This window comes from Amycolatopsis regifaucium, from assembly GCF_001613935.1.
Lineage (GTDB): Bacteria > Actinomycetota > Actinomycetes > Mycobacteriales > Pseudonocardiaceae > Amycolatopsis > Amycolatopsis regifaucium.
This window is the reverse complement of record NZ_LQCI01000023.1, coordinates 38,002-55,541: the sequence shown is the minus strand read 5'-3', so window position 1 is coordinate 55,541 and position 17,540 is coordinate 38,002. Positions and strand designations below refer to the sequence as shown.

Annotated in this window: 18 protein-coding genes, 1 tRNA gene and 1 pseudogene; 8 read left to right on the top strand and 12 right to left on the bottom strand. The window is 68.2% G+C overall.

The window, feature by feature from the left end:
• Positions 1-11: 11 nt before the first annotated feature.
• From AVL48_RS21730 to sp36, 7 genes are all read right to left on the bottom strand, one after another.
• Entirely contained in the window at positions 12-263 is a 252-nt protein-coding gene (locus tag AVL48_RS21730; RefSeq protein ID WP_061985687.1) for a glutaredoxin domain-containing protein, read from the bottom strand.
• Complete coding sequence (locus AVL48_RS21725) at positions 260-1,030, bottom strand: MBL fold metallo-hydrolase (RefSeq protein ID WP_061985689.1); 771 nt, start codon at positions 1,028-1,030, stop codon at positions 260-262. The genes AVL48_RS21730 and AVL48_RS21725 overlap by 4 nt, the downstream gene beginning before the upstream one ends.
• Positions 1,027-1,839: an NUDIX hydrolase gene (locus AVL48_RS21720; RefSeq protein ID WP_061985691.1), complete on the bottom strand. Its 813-nt coding sequence runs from the start codon at positions 1,837-1,839 to the stop codon at positions 1,027-1,029. The genes AVL48_RS21725 and AVL48_RS21720 overlap by 4 nt, the downstream gene beginning before the upstream one ends.
• Before the next feature lie 89 nt (positions 1,840-1,928).
• Positions 1,929-3,062, bottom strand: coding sequence for a hypothetical protein (locus AVL48_RS21715; RefSeq protein ID WP_061985693.1), 1,134 nt, complete (start codon positions 3,060-3,062; stop codon positions 1,929-1,931).
• 38 nt (positions 3,063-3,100) lie between these two features.
• Positions 3,101-3,730 (bottom strand): hypothetical protein, encoded by a 630-nt coding sequence (locus AVL48_RS21710; RefSeq protein WP_037318589.1) that lies wholly within the window; start codon positions 3,728-3,730, stop codon positions 3,101-3,103.
• Positions 3,730-4,185 carry a RidA family protein gene (locus AVL48_RS21705; protein ID WP_044853655.1) on the bottom strand — a complete coding sequence of 152 codons (456 nt, stop codon included), beginning with the start codon at positions 4,183-4,185 and terminating at the stop codon, positions 3,730-3,732. Before AVL48_RS21705 ends, AVL48_RS21710 begins: the two co-directional genes overlap by 1 nt.
• 12 nt (positions 4,186-4,197) lie before the next feature.
• The gene (gene sp36 / locus AVL48_RS39095) at positions 4,198-4,359 is read right to left on the bottom strand and encodes a Sp36 family protein (protein ID WP_005166970.1); all 162 of its coding nucleotides are present in this window, start codon (positions 4,357-4,359) and stop codon (positions 4,198-4,200) included.
• Between the two features lie 146 nt (positions 4,360-4,505).
• Between sp36 and AVL48_RS21700 the strand changes: the two are divergent.
• The 4 genes and pseudogenes from AVL48_RS21700 (at position 4,506) to bagB (ending at position 8,076) form a co-directional block, all read left to right on the top strand.
• Positions 4,506-5,431 (top strand): annotated as a pseudogene (locus AVL48_RS21700) (esterase/lipase family protein).
• A gap of 239 nt (positions 5,432-5,670) precedes the next feature.
• Positions 5,671-5,919, top strand: a complete 249-nt coding sequence (locus tag AVL48_RS21695; protein ID WP_061985695.1) for a hypothetical protein — start codon at positions 5,671-5,673, stop codon at positions 5,917-5,919.
• Between the two features lie 22 nt (positions 5,920-5,941).
• Positions 5,942-6,946 carry an ATPase BagA gene (bagA, locus tag AVL48_RS21690; protein ID WP_061985697.1) on the top strand — a complete coding sequence of 335 codons (1,005 nt, stop codon included), beginning with the start codon at positions 5,942-5,944 and terminating at the stop codon, positions 6,944-6,946.
• Positions 6,946-8,076, top strand: a complete 1,131-nt coding sequence (gene bagB, locus AVL48_RS21685) for an ATPase BagB (protein WP_061985699.1) — start codon at positions 6,946-6,948, stop codon at positions 8,074-8,076. The genes bagA and bagB overlap by 1 nt, the downstream gene beginning before the upstream one ends.
• Before the next feature lie 62 nt (positions 8,077-8,138).
• Here the strand turns inward: bagB and AVL48_RS21680 are convergent, their stop codons facing one another.
• Positions 8,139-8,456, bottom strand: a complete 318-nt coding sequence (locus AVL48_RS21680; protein ID WP_061985701.1) for a WhiB family transcriptional regulator — start codon at positions 8,454-8,456, stop codon at positions 8,139-8,141.
• Between the two features lie 350 nt (positions 8,457-8,806).
• Between AVL48_RS21680 and AVL48_RS21675 the strand changes: the two genes are divergently transcribed.
• From AVL48_RS21675 to AVL48_RS21665, 3 genes are all read left to right on the top strand, one after another.
• On the top strand, positions 8,807-10,984 hold the full coding sequence (locus AVL48_RS21675; protein WP_143104960.1) for a transglycosylase domain-containing protein: 2,178 nt from the start codon (positions 8,807-8,809) through the stop codon (positions 10,982-10,984).
• 231 nt (positions 10,985-11,215) lie between these two features.
• Positions 11,216-12,217 carry a metallophosphoesterase gene (locus AVL48_RS21670; protein WP_061985703.1) on the top strand — a complete coding sequence of 334 codons (1,002 nt, stop codon included), beginning with the start codon at positions 11,216-11,218 and terminating at the stop codon, positions 12,215-12,217.
• Between the two features lie 8 nt (positions 12,218-12,225).
• Positions 12,226-12,299, top strand: a tRNA-Pro gene (locus AVL48_RS21665).
• Between the two features lie 230 nt (positions 12,300-12,529).
• Here AVL48_RS21665 and AVL48_RS21660 read toward each other — a convergent pair.
• Entirely contained in the window at positions 12,530-13,210 is a 681-nt protein-coding gene (locus AVL48_RS21660) for a class I SAM-dependent methyltransferase (RefSeq protein ID WP_061985705.1), read from the bottom strand.
• Positions 13,211-13,249: 39 nt separating this feature from the next.
• Between AVL48_RS21660 and AVL48_RS21655 the strand changes: the two genes are divergently transcribed.
• Entirely contained in the window at positions 13,250-15,094 is a 1,845-nt protein-coding gene (locus tag AVL48_RS21655; RefSeq protein ID WP_061985707.1) for a prolyl oligopeptidase family serine peptidase, read from the top strand.
• Positions 15,095-15,164: 70 nt separating this feature from the next.
• Here AVL48_RS21655 and AVL48_RS21650 read toward each other — a convergent pair whose 3' ends face one another.
• The 3 genes from AVL48_RS21650 to gad form a co-directional block, all read right to left on the bottom strand.
• On the bottom strand, positions 15,165-15,350 hold the full coding sequence (locus AVL48_RS21650) for a 2-hydroxymuconate tautomerase (protein WP_061985709.1): 186 nt from the start codon (positions 15,348-15,350) through the stop codon (positions 15,165-15,167).
• Positions 15,351-15,359: 9 nt separating this feature from the next.
• Positions 15,360-15,986 (bottom strand): TIGR03085 family metal-binding protein, encoded by a 627-nt coding sequence (locus AVL48_RS21645; RefSeq protein ID WP_061985711.1) that lies wholly within the window; start codon positions 15,984-15,986, stop codon positions 15,360-15,362.
• A 62-nt stretch (positions 15,987-16,048) separates the two neighbouring features.
• Positions 16,049-17,422 carry a glutamate decarboxylase gene (gene gad / locus AVL48_RS21640; RefSeq protein ID WP_061985713.1) on the bottom strand — a complete coding sequence of 458 codons (1,374 nt, stop codon included), beginning with the start codon at positions 17,420-17,422 and terminating at the stop codon, positions 16,049-16,051.
• Between the last annotated feature and the right edge of the window lie 118 nt (positions 17,423-17,540).

Sequence of the window (17,540 nt, the reverse complement as noted above, 5' to 3'; positions counted from 1 at the left end):
GGAGGCTGACGTCAGGCGGAAGCGGCCTTCACCGCGGCTTCGATCTCCGCGAACGAAGGGTTCACCATCGCTTTCGAGCCCACGAACACGGTCGGCACGACCTCGTTCCCGTCAGCCACCGAACGCACGCGCGCGGCGGCGGCCGGGTCCTCCCAGATGTTGACCCGCTTCACGTTGAAGCCACTCTTCGACAGCGGCCGCTCCAGCGCGGCGCAGAATCCGCATCCGGGGCGCCAGTAGAACTCGACCTCGACGTCACTCATTCGCCGTCCTCCGACCTCAGGTAGTCCAATTGTGCCTGCACACTCCACTCCGCGGGCGCCCACAAAGCCTTGTCGACGTCGGCGTAGACGACCTCGACGACCTGGCGTGGCGTCGCGTCCGCGCCGAGGACCTTCAGTGCCGAACGCACCTGGTCCAGCCGCTGTTCCCGGTGTGCCAGGTATTCGCGCGCGGTCGCGGTGAGATCGGGCAGTTCGGGGCCGTGCCCCGGGAGACCGATGGTGCCCTCGGGTAACTCGACGAGTTTCCGCAGTGAGCGCAGGTAATCGCCGAGGTCGTGCAGCACCGTGGTGCCGCGGCCGAGGATGGTGTCGCCGGTCAGGAGCTGCCCTTCGGACCGCAGGCAGATCGAGTCGCCGGTGTGCCCGGGCGTGTGCAGCACTGAGATCTCCAGGCCGCCTGCCTCGATCACTTCACCGTCCACAAGGGGCTTGCCGCCGACGCACAGCGACTCGTCGAAGGCCCGCACCGGAGCGCCGACCCGGTCGGCGAACCACGGGGCGCCCTCGGCGTGATCGGGATGATGGTGGGTAAGGATGATCAGCTCGACGGCGCCGGTCTCGGCGAGCAGCGTCAGGTGTTCGATGTCCTCGTGACCGGGGTCGACGACCACGGAACCGGACGCTCCCGGCCCGCGCAGCACCCACGAATTGGTGCCCTCCAACGTCATCGACGACGGGTTGTGCTCCAACAGCACCGAAGCCGTCGGCGTGACCTGGCGCAGCACGCCGTACGCGGGGGCGCTCACGCCGGGTCCAAAACGACGCGGACCTTGTCACCGTCGCGGATCAGCGTCGGCATGATCTTGATAATCTCGCGCTCGCTGGCCTGCGCCGTCGCCGCCGTGTCGAACGTACCGAGTTCCGCGAGCGTGAGCCAGGTCGGTGGCATGAGCATGCGGCGCCCTTCCTTGGCGTCGGTGAGGGCGTCCTCCGGCCGCTGCCAGCCGGAGGCGACGGCTTCGGAGGTGGCGCCGTCGGCCTGCTGCCCCTCCGGCAGCACGGCGACGAAGAAACAGGTGTCGTAGCGGCGCGGTTCCTCGGGCGGGGTGACCCAGTTCGCCCACGGGCGCAAGAGATCCGCGCGCAGCGTCAGGCCGTTCGCTTCAAGGAACGCGGCGAGTGAGAGTTCACGAGAGACCAGTTTCTCGCGGGCGTCGTGGTACCGAGTCGCGTCGGTGACGACGGAGTCCCCGAGGCTCGCGAGCAGGACGCCCGACTCCTCGAAGGTCTCCCGCACGGCCGCGCACACCAGGGCGCGGGCCAGCGATTCCGCACAGCGGAAGCGTTCCGCCCACCAAGCGGGCTCCGGACCCGCCCAGCTCACCGAGGCGTCGACATCGCGGGAATCCACGCCGCCGCCGGGAAAGACGGTCATCCCGCCCGCGAACGGCATGCCCTTGACGCGATGTTGCAGGAAGACCTCGACGCCTTGCTCGCCGTCGCGGAGGAGGATCACGGTCGCCGCGTCCTTGGGCGTCACCGGCGTGCCGCCGGCGTTGGCGCGCGTGCCCACCCCGGCCCCCACCGGGATGTCGAATGTCAGTTCTTCAGCCACACCCGCAACCTAACATCGCGTTTCGTCCTCTGGTTGCGATCGTTGCGCGTGCAACTACCGCATTCAGAGGACGAAACGCGGGGAACTCGTCAGGAAGACCAGCCGCTGCTGCGTGAAGCCCCGTTCAGCCGGATCTTCGCCGCCTCGGCACGCTCCCGTTCGGCCAGCTCGGCGTGCAGCTCGCGCAGAAGCGCGCGATCGCGCTCGCTCAGGCTCGGGTCGTCGAGGTCGAGAGCGGGCAGCTCGACGACCTCGTGCATGCTCGGCTTGCCCGTGGCGATCTCGCGGCCCTTTTCGGGGTCCTCCTTGAGCGCCTGCCGCAGCTGCGCCACCTCGGCCGGGGTCAGATCCGCCGTGCGCTCGGCGCGGGTCTCCGCCCGCGACTTGCGCGGCGTGGCCTGCTCCGAAGACGACGTCGTAGCCGACGACGACGAAGCGGGCGCCTGCTGCACGATCGGCACCACCGGCGCGATCGGCTCGGAACCGCCGACCGGCCGCAGCCCGTGCCTGCTCGGCTGCTCCTTGACCGGCTCGGCAGCCGGGGCCGGAGCGGGCGGCGGAGTCACCGGCTCGGACCGAAAGTCACTGGAGTGGGCACTCCCCGTGACCCAGACCGGACTCGCGGCCGACGACGCGGCCTGGTGGTACGCGGACCGCGCGACGCCGGGGCCCGCGACCTCGACCACCGACCGGATACCCGCGCGGCGAAGTGCGGTGTCCACGCGGAACGCGACCGCGGGCGGGTTGCCCTCCGGACCGATCTCGACCAGGACGACCCGCTGCGGCAGCGCGCCGGGCACGCTTCCGGCGGGCGTGTTCCGCCACACCGCGTGCACCGAACGGACGTCCGGCAGCACCTGCAGGGTGCGGTCGAGCGCCTCGGCGAGGCCGAATTCGGGCTGGTTCTCCCCGGTGAACCGGTGGGTGAGCACCGGATCGTCCTCCTCCACCAGCAGGTCGTTCGCCAGGGTGGCGTCGGACCGGCTCATTTCGAGGACGAGTGCCAGTTCACGCTGTTCGGACGAGCTCACCGGGATCTTCCCCGCGATCAGGGTGCCGGTGGTGAGCTCCACCGCTTCGTCGATGTGCGCACGCGCGATCAGCTCACGCGCTTCGGTCAAAGCACTGTCGTCGATTCGACCCGCCAGGGCCAGTAACAGGTTGTGCAGGCGCAGGGGCACCGAGAACCCGTCCATGGGCGGGCCGTCGTGGACCTCCACCATTGCTCTGCTCCCTCCCGGCTCGCCTGGTGGTGCGAGCGTTAAGCGGCGACCAGCCGACTTCCGGTGTCCACCGCGCCCACGCAGACCAGCTCGGAGTTGGCGAGCGCGGTGCGGTGATAGCCGGTGAGGTCGATGCTCGGCGGGAGAACCTCGACGCCGGGCTCCTCGTCACCCAGCACGCGCAGGACGCGCTGCAGTTCGCCGGTCAGCCTCGGCAGCCCGTTGAGCGCCGTGACCAGGAGGACTCGTTTCGCCCCACCCTCGCCGACCACACCGAGGTGTCGCCAGCTTTGCCGCACTTCACCCACATCCGGCCGTCCCCGCAACGTTGCGTGGATCAATACGGACACTGAGTCGACCGAGTTCACCCATTCGGGCGCACTCTGCGTGAATGTGTACCTGGTCTCGGTGACGTCGTCTACCCCCAGGGTGGAACTCACTTGATGCCAATCGGCGCCATGCGGGATGAGCCCGGCGACTAGCAGGCGATACTCGGTTTGGTCCAGGTCGATCCTGTGCTTAAGCAAAGACCTGGGCAAGGTCCGCGCGAGGGTGCCCATCGCGCCCTCTCCGAGCCAGTCACGGAACCGCCAGAGGAGTTGGTCCGGCAGCCGTCCGGCCAGCCGGAGCAGGAGCTCGTGCGAGGACTTCTCGATATCCGGGTCCATCACTTCACCTCCACGATCAATTCGATCTCGACCGGCGCTCCGATCGGCAGCTCGGAGACCCCGACGGCCGAGCGGGCGTGGATGCCCGCCTCGCCGAAGATCTCGCCGAGCAGCTCGGACGCCCCGTTGATCACCGCGGGCTGACCGGTGAAGCCCTCCGCGGACGCCACGAACCCGACGACCTTGACCACCCGCACGACGTTGTCGATCCCGACGACCGAGTCGACGGCGGCGAGGGCGTTGAGGATCGACGTCCGCGCGTATTTCTTCGCTTCTTCGGGGCTGACCTCGGCACCGACCTTGCCGGTCGCTTCGAGCTCACCGGAGACGAAGGGCAGCTGCCCGGCCGTGTAGACATACGAGCCGGTGCGGACGGCGGGCACGTAGGCCGCCAGCGGAGCGGCGACGCCGGGGAGTTCGATACCGAGCTCGGCGAGCCGATCGGTCCAGGTCATGGCTTCAATCCCCTAGTTCTTGGCTCGTTTGAGGTAGGCGACGTGCTGTTCGCCGGTCGGGTTCGGGAGCACGGTGACGAGCTCCCAGCCGTCCTCGCCCCACTGGTCGAGGATCTGCTTGGTGGCGTGGATCAACAGGGGGACGGTCGCGTACTCCCACTTGGTGGCGCTCATGTCGGGGAGCGTAGCCAAACCGGCAAGCGCGCCCGACACACATGCGGAAAACCCTCTCGCGAGGGGTTCGCCGATTTCCCGCGGATGTGGTTCACTTCACACCTACTCGGGAGTAGATAGGACATCGACATGCGGACAATGAGGTTTTGGCCGCCGCTTGCGTGGCCGCGGCACTTGCCCTGATCTGCGCTTCACCGGCGAACGCCGACGAGAAACTCCCCGTTCCGTGGACCCTCGCCGCGGCTTTGCCCGCGCAGGCGGCGACCCCCGGCGGCCCGCCACCGGGTGCGAACGACTTCGGCTGCCGGCCCGGCACCGCCCATCCGAATCCAGTGGTGCTCACGCACGGCCTCAGCGCCAACCAGACGGTGAACTGGCAGACGTTCGGTCCGCTGCTCAAGAACAACGGGTACTGCGTTTTCTCCCTCACCTACGGCGTCCCCGGACCACCGCTGCCGATCTACCAGCCGGGTGGCCTCGTCCCGATGGAACAGAGCGCGAAGGAACTGTCGGTGTTCGTCGACAAGGTGCTCGGCGCGACCGGCGCGTCCAAGGTGGACATTCTCGGACACTCCGAAGGCACGCTGATGCCTTCTTATTATGTGAAGTTCCTCGATGGCGCGTCCAAAGTGGACAAATATGTCAGCCTGACGCCACTGTGGGACGGGACCACGCTCTTCGGTGCTTCCCATTTGTATGCGCTCGCCGGCGCACTGGGCCTGGCGCCCGGGTTCAACGGGATCCTCGACCCGCTCTGCGGCTCGTGCCGCCAATTCCTGCGCGGTTCGGAGTTCCTCATGAAGCTGCGTGGCGGCAACGGCGTCTTCCAGCCGGGCGTGACGTACACGAACATCATGACCCGCTACGACGAAGCGGTCGTCCGTACACGAGCGGCATGGGCAAGGGACCGAATGTGAAGAACATCGTGCTGCAGGACAGCTGCGTGCTGGACCTCGCCGAGCACGCCGGGGTCGCCGCCGACCGCAACGCCGCCGGGCACGTCCTCAACGCGCTCGACCCGGCGCACGCGAAGCCGGTGCCGTGCGTGCCCGCCACCCCGATCGGGAGCTGACCCGCCGCGCGTGGGCCGTAAGTGGCGATTCAGGTTCTAGCCAAGGGTGTTTCAGGTACCTACGGTGAGCCCCGGTAGCCGCCTGGCCGTGAAGGACCTCAGTAGCAACACCAGTCACAACGGCGGCGCCTACCTTCCGACAAAGACGCAGGCCCCGAGTAGGTACCTCAGAGAGGATTCGGGTTCTAACCCGAATCGCCACTCACGACCACCTGTACCGCTCCGATACCGTCATCTCCGTGGAGACCTGGCGTGTGGTCGCGACCGTCCTGCTCGCCGCGGCGGGGCTGCCGCTGGTGCTGGTCCTGATGGCGAAGGCACGGGACCGTACGGACAGCTCCGGGACGGTCGCGGTCACCGGCGCGGTGGCCTTCGTGGTCCTCCTGATCCTCGGTGTGGTGATGCTCACGGTGCTGCCCGGAGCTTTGACCTGGATTGTTCTGGGTCTGGTCGCCGCCGCGCTCGGCGTCATGATGCTGGCAGGCTGAACCCTCAATTAGGGTGGGACCGGTGAGCACTCCCCTTGCCGGCTGGACCGACGAACTCGCGAGAGCACGGCTGCATTTCGTCACCGGTAAGGGCGGGACGGGCAAGACCACGCTCGCCGCCTCGCTGGGCCTCGCGCTCGCGAAGGGCGGGCGCCGGGTGCTGCTGATCGAGGTCGAGGGCCGCCAGGGCATCGCCCAGCTCTTCGACACCGAGCCGCTGCCCTACGCCGAGCAGCGCATCGCGGCCGTCCCCGGCGGCGGTGAGCTGCGCGCGCTGCACATCGACGTCGAGGCCGCGTTGCTCGAGTACTTCGAGATGTTCTACAACCTCGGCTTCGCCGGGCGGACGCTGCGGCGGATGGGCGCGATCGAGTTCGCGACCACGCTCGCGCCGGGTCTGCGCGACGTCCTGCTCACCGGGAAGATCAAGGAATGCGTCGGCCGGACCGAATCCGACGGCCGCCACACCTATGACGCCGTCGTCGTCGACTCGCCGCCCACCGGCCGGGTCGTGAAGTTCCTCGACGTCACCAAGGCGCTGACCGACCTCGCGAAGACCGGCCCGATCCGCGGCCAGGCCGACGGCGTCGTCCGGCTGCTGCACTCCGGCGAGACCGCCGTGCACCTGGTGACCCTGCTCGAGGAGATGCCGGTGCGGGAAACCGTCGAGGCCGTCGCCGAACTCGACGGCGCGGATCTGCGCCCCGGCGCGGTGCTGGTCAACCGGGTCCGCCCGCCGCGGCTGCCCGCGCGCTCGGTCACCGCCGCCGCGGACGGCCGCGTCGACGCCTCCCGTGTCCGTTCCGGCCTCGCGTCGGCCGGGTTGAACCTGCCCGAGAGCACCCTCGACGCGCTGGTCGAGGAGACCGTGGAACACGCCGTCCGGGTCGCGGCCGAACAGCGCGCCCGCGAGCAACTGGCCGAAGCCGATCTGCCGGGCCTGGAACTGCCGGATCTGACCGACGGCGTCGACGTCGCGGCGCTCTACGAGCTCGCCGAAGCGCTGACCGAGCAGGGGGTGCGCTGATGTCGGACGTCCTGGAAATCGACAAGCTGATCGACGATCCGGAAAGCCGGGTCATCGTATGCTGTGGTTCCGGCGGGGTCGGCAAGACGACCACCGCGGCGGCGCTGGCGTTGCGCGCCGCCGAACGCGGACGGCAGACGGTGGTGCTCACCATCGACCCGGCACGGCGGCTGGCGCAGGCGCTCGGCCTGCGCGAACTGGGCAATCACCCGAAACAGGTGCAGGTCGAAGGCTTCGAGCCCAAAGGCGAACTCTGGGCGATGATGCTCGACATGCGCCGCACCTTCGACGACATGGTGCGCGTGCACGCCGGCCCGGAACGCGCCGAGCAGCTGCTGCAGAACCCCTTCTACCAGACCATTTCCACGTCGTTCTCCGGAACGCAGGAGTACATGGCGATGGAGAAACTGGGGCAGCTCGCGGCCACCGACGAGTGGGACCTGATCATCGTCGACACGCCGCCGAGCCGCTCCGCGCTGGACTTCCTCGACGCGCCGACCCGGCTTTCGACCGCGCTGGACGGCCGGATGATCCGGCTGCTCACCGGTCCCGCGAAGGCGGGCGGCTGGGGACTGCGCAAGGTCGTCAACGCCGGATTCTCGATGTTCGCGAAGGCCGTCTCGACGATCATCGGCGGCCAGTTGCTGACCGACGCTTCAGCGTTCATGCAGGCCTTCGACAGCATGTTCGGCGGCTTCCGCGAACGCGCGCGCAAGACCTCCGACCTGCTGCGGTCCGGCGGCACGTCGTTCCTCGTGGTGGCCGCGCCGGAGCCGGACGCGCTGCGCGAGGCGTCCTACTTCGTGGAGCGGCTTTCGGAAGAGAGCATGCCGCTGGCCGGGCTCGTCGCGAACCGGACGCATCCGGTGCTCGCTCCGTTGTCCGGCCCGGAGGCCCTCGCCGCCGCCGAGCAGCTGACGAAGGGCGAGAACAGCGCGCCACTGGCCGAGGCCGTCCTCCGCCTGCACGCGGACCGGGTCGCGCTGGCCGATCGAGAGACGCGCTTGCTCGCCAGGTTCACGCGGGCGCATCCCGAGGTGCCGCTGGTTCGGGTGCCCGCGCTCCCCAGCGACGTGCACGATCTCGACGGCCTGCGCGACATCGGCACGCGGCTGGCCACTCAATCCTGAGACTCCGTGAAGGACCTCTTCCCTACCTTGGACTCAGGGAAGAGGCCTTCACGGAATCATGATCACGAGACTCGGACGCGTACGTCTTCCTCTTCGTCGATGCCGGCGAACCTGCGTTTCGCTTCTTCCAGCAGATCCGCCCAGCTGGTCACGTCCGGCCGCCGCCGCAGCAGCGCCCGCCGTTCCCGTTCGGTCATACCTCCCCAGATACCGAAGTTGATCCGGCCATCGAGCGCTTCGGCGAGGCATTCCGTCCTGACCGGGCAACCGAGGCAGACCGCCTTGGCCCGGTTCTGTTCCGCTCCCCGGACGAACAACCCGTCCGGATCGGTGTCGCGGCACGACGCATTGACTCGCCAGCTCGACTGGTTGGTTTCCATACCCCCAGCTCCCTACCCTGGTGTTCGACACACCACGGGGGGACGAAAAGCGTGCGCTCCTGCCCCCATGAGCGTGTCTCCCTTGTGCTCACGTCTGTTCCTCCCGGCACCTCCCCGGTGCCGGTGCCTCCGTTCGGCCGAATGCGACTGCCGCTCGCACTCACCCGTCTGTCGGCTTTTTCATACGTGAGACGTTGACGGACTGTAAGGGCCCTCGGTTCCCTCCGCCAAGCCCTAGAATGCCTCCCATTACCAGACGTCACCCCATGGGGTCCGTTTTGTAACCGGATTCGCACACACAGCGAGGTGACGTCACGGTGGGCTAACGGCATCCGCGTACCCTGGTCCGCGTGCGCAAAACAGACGGTCTGCTGAAGCTCATTGGCCTGTGTGTGCTCGCGGGGGTGCTGGTCGCGGGGATGTTGTTCCCGGTGGCCGGCGCCGCGGGAGTCCTCTCCAACCAGGCGAGCGAAACCGTCGACAAGACATCTTCGGACCTCGCGGACATTCCGCCGCCGTTGGTGACCACCATCACGGACAACACCGGTAAGCAGATCGCGACGCTGTACAAGCAGTACCGCATCCCGACGAACGAGACCCAGATCAACGACGCCATGAAGTGGGCGCTGATCTCGGTCGAGGACAAGCGCTTCTACGAACACAACGGGGTGGACTGGAAGGGCACGCTGCGCGCCGCGGTCAGCAACACCACCGGCGGCGACACGCAGGGCGCGTCGACGCTGACCCAGCAGTACGTCAAGAACTACCTGATCAACGTCGTCTACCGGGACGACAAGCCGGGCCAGAAGCGCGCACAGGAACAGTCGGTCGCCCGGAAGCTGAAGGAAGCCCGCATCGCGATCCAGCTGGAAACCAAGCTGAACAAGATGCAGATCCTGACCGGCTACCTGAACGTCGTCGAGTTCTCGCGCGAGATCTACGGCGTCGGCGCGGCCGCGAACGCGTACTTCAACACGCCCGTCGAGAAGCTCACGGTGCCGCAGGCGGCGCTGCTGGCCGGCCTGGTGAACAACCCGGTCGTCAACGACCCGTGGAAGAACCCGGCGAAGGCGACCGAACGCCGCAACCTGGTGCTGGACCGCATGGTCGACAACCAGAAGCTCGCGAAGGCGGACGCGGAACGCTTCAAGGCCGAGCCACTCGGCGTCGTCGAAGGCGGGCCGCAGAAGCCCGCGGCGAACTGCGTCGGCGCCGGACCGGAGAACGGGTTCTTCTGCCAGTACGTGGAGGACTACCTCCTCAAGGCGGGTATGACGCTGGACGACCTCTACACCGGCGGCTATCAGATCAAGACCACTTTGGACGAACGGGCGAACCACGAAGCCAAGGTGTCGGCCGAAACCCAGGTCAAGAAGACGCAGGACAACGTCGCGAACACGCTTTCGCTGGTGAAGCCGGGCAAGGACCGGCACGAAGTGGTGGCACTGGCGGCGAACCGCGACTACGGCCTTCACGAAGACCAAGGGCAGACGACGTTCGCGTTGCCTTCCGGCGTCTACAACACCGGCGGCGCGGGCTCGGCGTACAAGGTCTTCACCGCCGCCGCGGCTTTGGAAGCGGGCGTGGCCGGGATCAACAGTCCGCTCCCGGTGCCCGACTTCTACACCTCCAGCGTGTTCGGGGGTGGTGGCAACCGATGTGCCCCGGCTCCGCGACCGCCTGCCGGGCCTGGTGGCAAGTGGTACTGCCTCGGCAACGCGGGTGACTACAACCCGGCCGGCGGGGCCATGTCGCTGCAGCAGGCACTCGCGACCTCGCCGAACACCGCGTTCGTGGCCCTCGAGGAGAAGGTCGGGAGCACCGGACCGATCGTGGAGATGGCGCGCAAGCTCGGCATGCGCGACACCATGGCCAGCAACCTCGGCGGTGGCGCCGTCGACCCGAAGTCCGGCAACCCCGGCGTAAACGCCAGTCAGCTGCAGGCCTTCGGTCCCAGGCCCGGTTGGGCCGGAAACGCCTCGTTCACCCTCGGCCCCGCCCCGCTGAGCGGACTGGAACTGGCGAACGTCGGCGCCACGATCATGAGCGGCGGCGTCTGGTGCCCGCCGACCCCGCTGGCCGGGATCACCGACCGGGACGGAAAGCCGGTTCCGGTCAAGGAAGCCGCTTGCGAACAGGTGGTGCCGGAAGGTCTCGCCAACACCCTCGCGGTCGGCATGAGCCGGGACAGCCAGCCCGGCGGCACGTCGTTCGGCGCCGCGAACGGCGTCCGGTGGAACCGGCCGGTGATGGGCAAGACCGGGACCACGCAGAACAACGGTTCGGGTACGTACCTCGGCGCCACTCCGCAGCTCTCGGGCGCGGCGATGGTGTTCCGCCCGAAGGGTGGCAGCGGTGGTCTCTGCTACCTCGGCCCCGGTAACGTCACCACTCGCGGCTGCGAAAACATGTTCGGTGGCAAGACGCCGGCGCAGACCTGGTTCGGGGCGATGTCGAAGATCCTCGAAGGCCAGGAAGCACCGCCGTTGCCGCAGCCGGACCCGAAGTATCTGGGCGGCGGGCGCTGACCACGAAGAGTTGCATTCACCAGCGCAAATCACAAAGAGTCACGGTATTCTAACTCTAAGTGAGCACCCGGCGGCCTAATGGGGAGCGGCGGTCGACGAAACGATGTCGCCTGATCGCCACACCCCGCGTCGACCACGGAAAGTAAAGAAAAGAGGCCATTCCAGCGATTTCCCGGCATCGCCGGAATGGGGGCGAACGACCACCCGCGATGAGCACGTAAACTGGACAATGTGAGCACGCTCAGTAACAACAACACTTCGAGGGCGACGGTACGGCGCTTGGCCGTGGGAACCGTCGCTCTGGGAGCCGCGACCCTCGGTTACGCGGTCGGCATCGAAAGGCGCCGGTGGACGCTTCGCACCGCGGAGCTCCCGGTCCTCGCGGCAGGGGCCAAGCCCTTCACAATCCTCCACATCTCGGACCTGCACATGCTCCCCGGCCACGTGAGCAAGCAACGCTGGGTAGCCGCGCTGGACGAACTCGAACCGGATCTCGTCGTCAACACCGGTGACAATTTGTCACATCAGCACGCGGTCCCGTCCGTCCTGCGCGCACTCGGCCCCCTGTTGAACAGGCCCGGCGTGTTCATCTTCGGCAGCAACGACTACTACGCGCCGAAACCGAAGAACCCCGCGCGCTACCTCATGCCGAAGGGCAAGAAGAAGCGGATCCACGGCGAGCATCTGCCCTGGCGCGACCTCCGGGCCGCGTTCATCGAGCACGGCTGGACCGACCTCACCCACGTGCGCCGCACCATCGAGGTCGCCGACCAGTACGTGTTCACCGCCGGCGTCGACGACGCGCACCTCCGACGCGACCGCTACGCCGACATCGCGGGCCCTGTGGACACCGCGGCGGCCGTCCGCATCGGCGTCACGCACTCCCCGGAGCCGCGCGTCCTGGACGAATTCGCGGGTGACGGCTATGACCTCGTCCTCGCCGGGCACACGCACGGCGGACAGCTCCGTATCCCGGGCTACGGCGCGCTCGTCACCAACTGCGAGCTCGACCGCACCCGGGCCCGCGGCGCCTCTCGCTGGGGCGCCCAGATGTGGCTCCACGTCTCCGCCGGTCTGGGCACCTCTCCGTACGCCCCGGCGCGCTTCGCGTGCCCTCCAGAGGCCAGCCTGCTGACCCTCGTCCCACGGGGCACGACCAGCGACAATCACCGGAAAGCAGCCCCCCCGCAAAGCCCGAAACACCGTCCGCTAAACTTCTCCTCGACCCGCTAAGAAGTATCCGGGGTGTGGCGCAGCTTGGTAGCGTGCCTCGTTCGGGTCGAGGAGGTCGTGGGTTCGAATCCCGCCACCCCGACGTTAGGTCCGTTAGGGCCGGTGTGTTGGCAGATAGCGCCAACACACCGGCCCTAACGGCGTTTCTGGGGGTGCAACCCCCAGACCCCGCCCGGGAGGGCTTCGCCCCCGGAGTGCGTGGGGCGCGGATCGTGTGGGGGTGCCGTGAGTGCCCCTGATCGCTCCCGACATCTTGGGTCGTGAGTGGCGATTCGGGTTAGAACCCGAATCGCCACTCACGACCTTTCTTGATCAGCGGGTCGCGAGGAGTTCGGTCCAGCATTGGGCGAAGTCACCGTCGCCGGAACGTGCCCACGACCATGCCGAGCGGGCGGCGGAGGCGAGTTGGTCGCGGTCCGGGGTCGTCGCGGTTTCCAGCGCCGTCACCAGCCGCGCCTCCACGTACGTCGCCAGTGACCGGTATGTCGCGTCCGTGCGGTAACGGGTTTTCGTTCGCACGTCCCGGAAACCGGCGGCCGTGACCGCGGCGGGGATCGAACGCCCGGCGAACGGGTCACCACCCGCACGACGGCACAACAAATAGTGCCCTCGCAGGGCCGCGTCGACATTCGCCGTCTTCGGCCGGAGACGCGCCCGACTCCAGTCCGATGTGGACAGTGCGAGCGTTCCGCCCGGCTTGAGCACGCGGCGCATTTCCGCGAGCGCGGCACCGGGTTCCTTCAGCTGCTCGAAGACGGCGTGCGCGAAGAGCACGTCCACCGAAGCTTCGGCGAACGGCAACGCGCGCACGTCCGCGACCAGAAAGTCCACTGTGGACTTTCTGTGGCCGCCGTCGATACCGAGGGTGATCGAACCCGGGCCGCAGCCGACGTCGACGAGCCCCATCCCCGGCCCGAACAGCGGTTGCGCGAACACGGCACGTTCGACCGCCTGACGCGCGGACCGCGCGCGTGGCGCGTTTCCCTCCAGCACCCCGCACACAGTACGGCTCCGGAGTGGCAGGATCGAGGGGTGAGCACGCAGCCAGGCAACAAATATCCGTCCGCGGCGGTCCCGGACCGCCTGTTCGACGACGCCGAAGCCGAGGCCAGGTGGCGGGCCCGTTTCCACGCACCGCGGATCTCGGTTCCCGAGTGGGCCATCGACGCACCGGACGCGAACATCTACGTCTCCAACGCCAGCGGCGTCTGGGAGGTCTACTCCTGGGACCGCTCCACCGGCGAGCACCGCCGCGTCACCGACCGGCCCAACGGCACCATGCACGCGACCCCGTCCCCTGACGGGCGCTGGATCTGGTGGTTCAACGACACCGACGGCGACGAATTCGGTTCCTGGGTCCGCGAACCCTTCACCCCGGGGGCCGCCGCCGAACGCGCGGTGCCGGACGTCCACGACGGCTACCCCGCCGGGCTCGAGATCGGCACCCGCGTGGTCGCCGTCGGTGTTTCGACCGACGACGGCAGCGAACTGTTCGCCAACATCGACGGCGAGACCACCCGCTTCTACCGCCATGACGACGACGCCGGGATCGCGTCGCTGTCCCGTGACGAGTCCTTGCTCGCGATCTCGCATTCCGAGCACGGTGATTCACGACACCCCGCGCTGCGCGTCCTGTCGACCGACGGCTTCACCACCGTCGCCGACAAGTGGGACGGCGAAGGCAAGGGCCTCGGCGCGCTGGAGTTCTCGCCGGTCGCCGGTGATCAGCGGCTCCTGGTGCTGCACGAGCGGCGCGGCCGCGAAGAACTCCTGATCTGGGACACCGCCGCGGACACCGAGCGGGAGATCGAACTCGATTTGCCGGGCGAGGTGGTCGCGGGTTGGTACCCGGACGCACAAGCGCTCCTGGTCGTCCATTTCCACCAAGGCCGCAGTTCCCTGCACCGGTACGACCTCGCACGCGACGAACTGTCCTCTTTGGACACACCGCCGGGCCGGATCGGTGGCGCCGGGGTGCGGCCGGACGGGACCGTCGAGTATTCGTGGTCCAGTGCCGCGCAGCCGACGGCGGTACGCGCGCGGACCACGGACGGCGCCGACTCGGTGCTCCTCGAACCGCCGGGTGAGCGGGCTCCGGAATCCGCCCCGGTCACCGACGCGTTCGTCGACGGGGTCGGCGGGCGGATCCACGCGCTGGTGTCCCGTCCGATCGACGCGCCCGAAGGCCCGCTGCCGACGGTCTTCTCCTTGCACGGCGGGCCGCATGCCGCCGACGAGGACCGGTTCTCCGCCTATCGCGCCGTCTGGCTGGACGCCGGATTCGCCGTCGTCGAGGTCAACTACCGCGGCTCGACCGGCTACGGCTCGGCCTGGCGCGACGCCATCGAAGGCCGCCCCGGGCTGACCGAACTCGAGGACGTCGCCGCCGTGCACGATTGGGCGGTCCAAAGTGGACTTTCTGATCCGGAGAAGTGCGTGGTGAACGGCGCTTCGTGGGGCGGTTACCTGTCCCTGCTGGCGTTGGGCACCCAGCCCGCGCGGTGGGCGGCGGGAATCGCCGGTGTCCCGGTCGCGGATTACGTCGCCGCGTACGAGGACGAGATGGAGCAGCTCCGCTCGTTCGACCGGGCGTTGTTCGGCGGATCGCCGGAGACGGTGCCGGCAGTGTACCGGGAATGCTCGCCGATCACCTACGTCGAGGCCGTGACGGCGCCGGTGCTGGTGCTCGCCGGGGACAACGACCCGCGATGCCCGATCCGGCAGGTGGAGAACTATCTCGACAGGCTCGCGAAGCGGGAGATCCCGTTCGAGTTCTACCGGTTCGACGCGGGGCACGGTTCACTGGTGATCGCCGAGACGATCAAGCAGACGGCGATCGAGGTGTTCTTCGCGCTGCGGGCCGTCGGGCTCCGCTGACGTGAGATGAAGGGGCCTTTCATGGCAAAATTTGCGATGAAAGGCCCCTTCATCTCAGCCGCGGGATGGCTCAGCGCTCCGAGAAGAGGGTTCCGCCGGCCGCCCAGTGCTCGGCGGGGATCTCGTTGATCGTCACCCAGACGCCTTCGGGGTTGCCGCCGCAGGTGCGGACGAAGGCGTCGGTCACCTCGCGGACGAGGGCCTGCTTCTGTTCGGCCGTGCGGCCCGGGAACATCGAAACGCTGATCATCGGCATGGCCGAACTCTAAAGGCCGCGGTCGTGCTTCCGAAGCCTGTCCACCGCGTAGGCGTCACCTTCGAAGCTGATGCGGACGGCGTCGCGGCCGAAGACGAACAGCAACAGCTCGACCGGCGCACCGATCACGGTCACCGTGTCCGGGCCTTCCTTCACCAGCGTCTCGCGGCCTTCGGGGGTCTTCAGGATCACGCCGACCGGTGATTTCCGCAGGTTCAACTTGGCCGCCTGCTTCGCCGACTTCCACGCGGCCGCGTCCCGCGCGGGATCCGCCGGACGCGGCTCCCAGCCGGGCTGACCTCGGCGGACGTCCTCGTGATGCACCAGGAACTCCGGGCCGTTCACCAGCTCGTCGAGAGGGCCGATCGTGGTCGGCCAGTACCAGGCCGGACCGGACCGCACCTTGCCGACGACCTCGGACCACGGTCGCGCGGCATAGGAGTCCTGCACCCGCTGCGTGTAAGAGGCGAGCACGGGCACCAGGATCCCGGGCGCCGCGTCCGGCCGTCGCTCACGGACCAGCAGGTGCGCCGCGAGATCCCGCGTCTTCCAGCCCGCGCACAGCGTCGGCGCGTCCGGGCCGACCTCTTCGAAAAGCTCGCTCAACGCACGACGTTCGTCTCCGGCGACTCCCATACCCCACGACGTTACGCGCCGGTAGGGCGCGGGGAAATCCGGCGTGACGCAGGGCACCCGGCTCAGTGATGGAACGCGGTCCGCGGTCGCGGGCCGTGATCAAGCTCGGGTAGCAGGCGCCGGAGGTCGGCGAGCAGCAGATCGGCGAGATCGTGCGTGAAACCGTTGCGCACCACGATCCTCAGCACCGCGAGATCGGTCCGGTTCTCGGGGAACGTGTACGCGGGGACAAGCCAGCCGCGCTCGCGAAGCCGCCTCGACACGTCAAAGACGTCGAAGCTGTCGACATCGGCCTTCGTCGTGAAGGCGAACACGGGCAGCTCATCACCACGCGTCAGCAGTTCGAACGGACCCAGTTCGGCGATGCCATCCGCCAGCTGGGTCGCCACGTCCCGCGAAGCCTGTTGCACGGCACGGAAGCCTTCTCGCCCGAGCCGCACGAACGTGTAGTACTGCGCGGCCACCTCCGCGCCGGGACGCGAAAAGTTCAAGGCGAAAGTCGGCATGTCACCACCGAGGTAGTTGACGTTGAACACCAGCTCCTCCGGCAACGCCTCCTTGGCACGCCACACCACCCAGCCGACACCCGGGTAGACCAGCCCGTACTTGTGCCCCGAGGTGTTGATCGACGCCACCCTCGGCAACCGGAAGTCCCAGACCAGCTCCGGATCGAGGAACGGCGCGATCATCGCCCCCGATGCACCGTCGACGTGCACGGGAATGTCCCAGCCGGATCGTTCTTGGAGCCCGTCGAGCGCCGCGGCGATCTCGGCGACGGGCTCGTAGCTACCGTCGAAAGTGGACCCGAGGATCGCGACGACGCCGATCGTGTTCTCGTCGCAGCGGGCGATCGCCTCGTCGGCGGTGAGGTGGAAGCGGTCGCCGTCCATCGGCACCAGCCGCGGCTCTACCTCCCAGTATTCGCAGAACTTCTCCCAGCAGACCTGGACGTTCGCGCCCATCACCAGGTTCGGTTTCCCGGCGCGCCCCAGTTTCGACCAGCGGCGCTTCAACGCCATCCCGGCGAGCATGCAGGCCTCGGAGGAGCCAGTGGTGGAGCAGCCCATGATCGCGAGCGGGTCGGGCGCGTGCCACAGATCGGCGAGGATGTTCACGCAGCGGCGCTCGAGTTCCGCGGTCTGCGGGTACTCGTCCTTGTCGATCATGTTCTTGTCGACGCATTCGGCCATCAGCTCGCGGGCCTGCGGCTCCATCCACGTGGTGACGAACGTGGCGAGATTCAGCCGGGCATTGCCGTCGAGCATGAGTTCGTCGCGGACCAGCTGGAGCGCGGTGTCGGGCGGCAGCGGTTCCTCGGCGAGGCTGTCGTGCGGGAGGCGGATTCTCGCGGCGAGCGCGGGGTACGCGCCGGCGTGCAACGGGTTGGCCCCGCCCTTGCGGTCCGGATCGGTCGCTTTCCCCTTGTGCAGCACCATGGACCCGAAGGTAGTCCGGCACGGGTGAACCGGCACGTGGAGACAGCCGCGACCGATGCAATGAAGGGGCCTTTCATTGCAAATTTTGCAATGAAAGGCCCCTTCATTGCACGCCGGT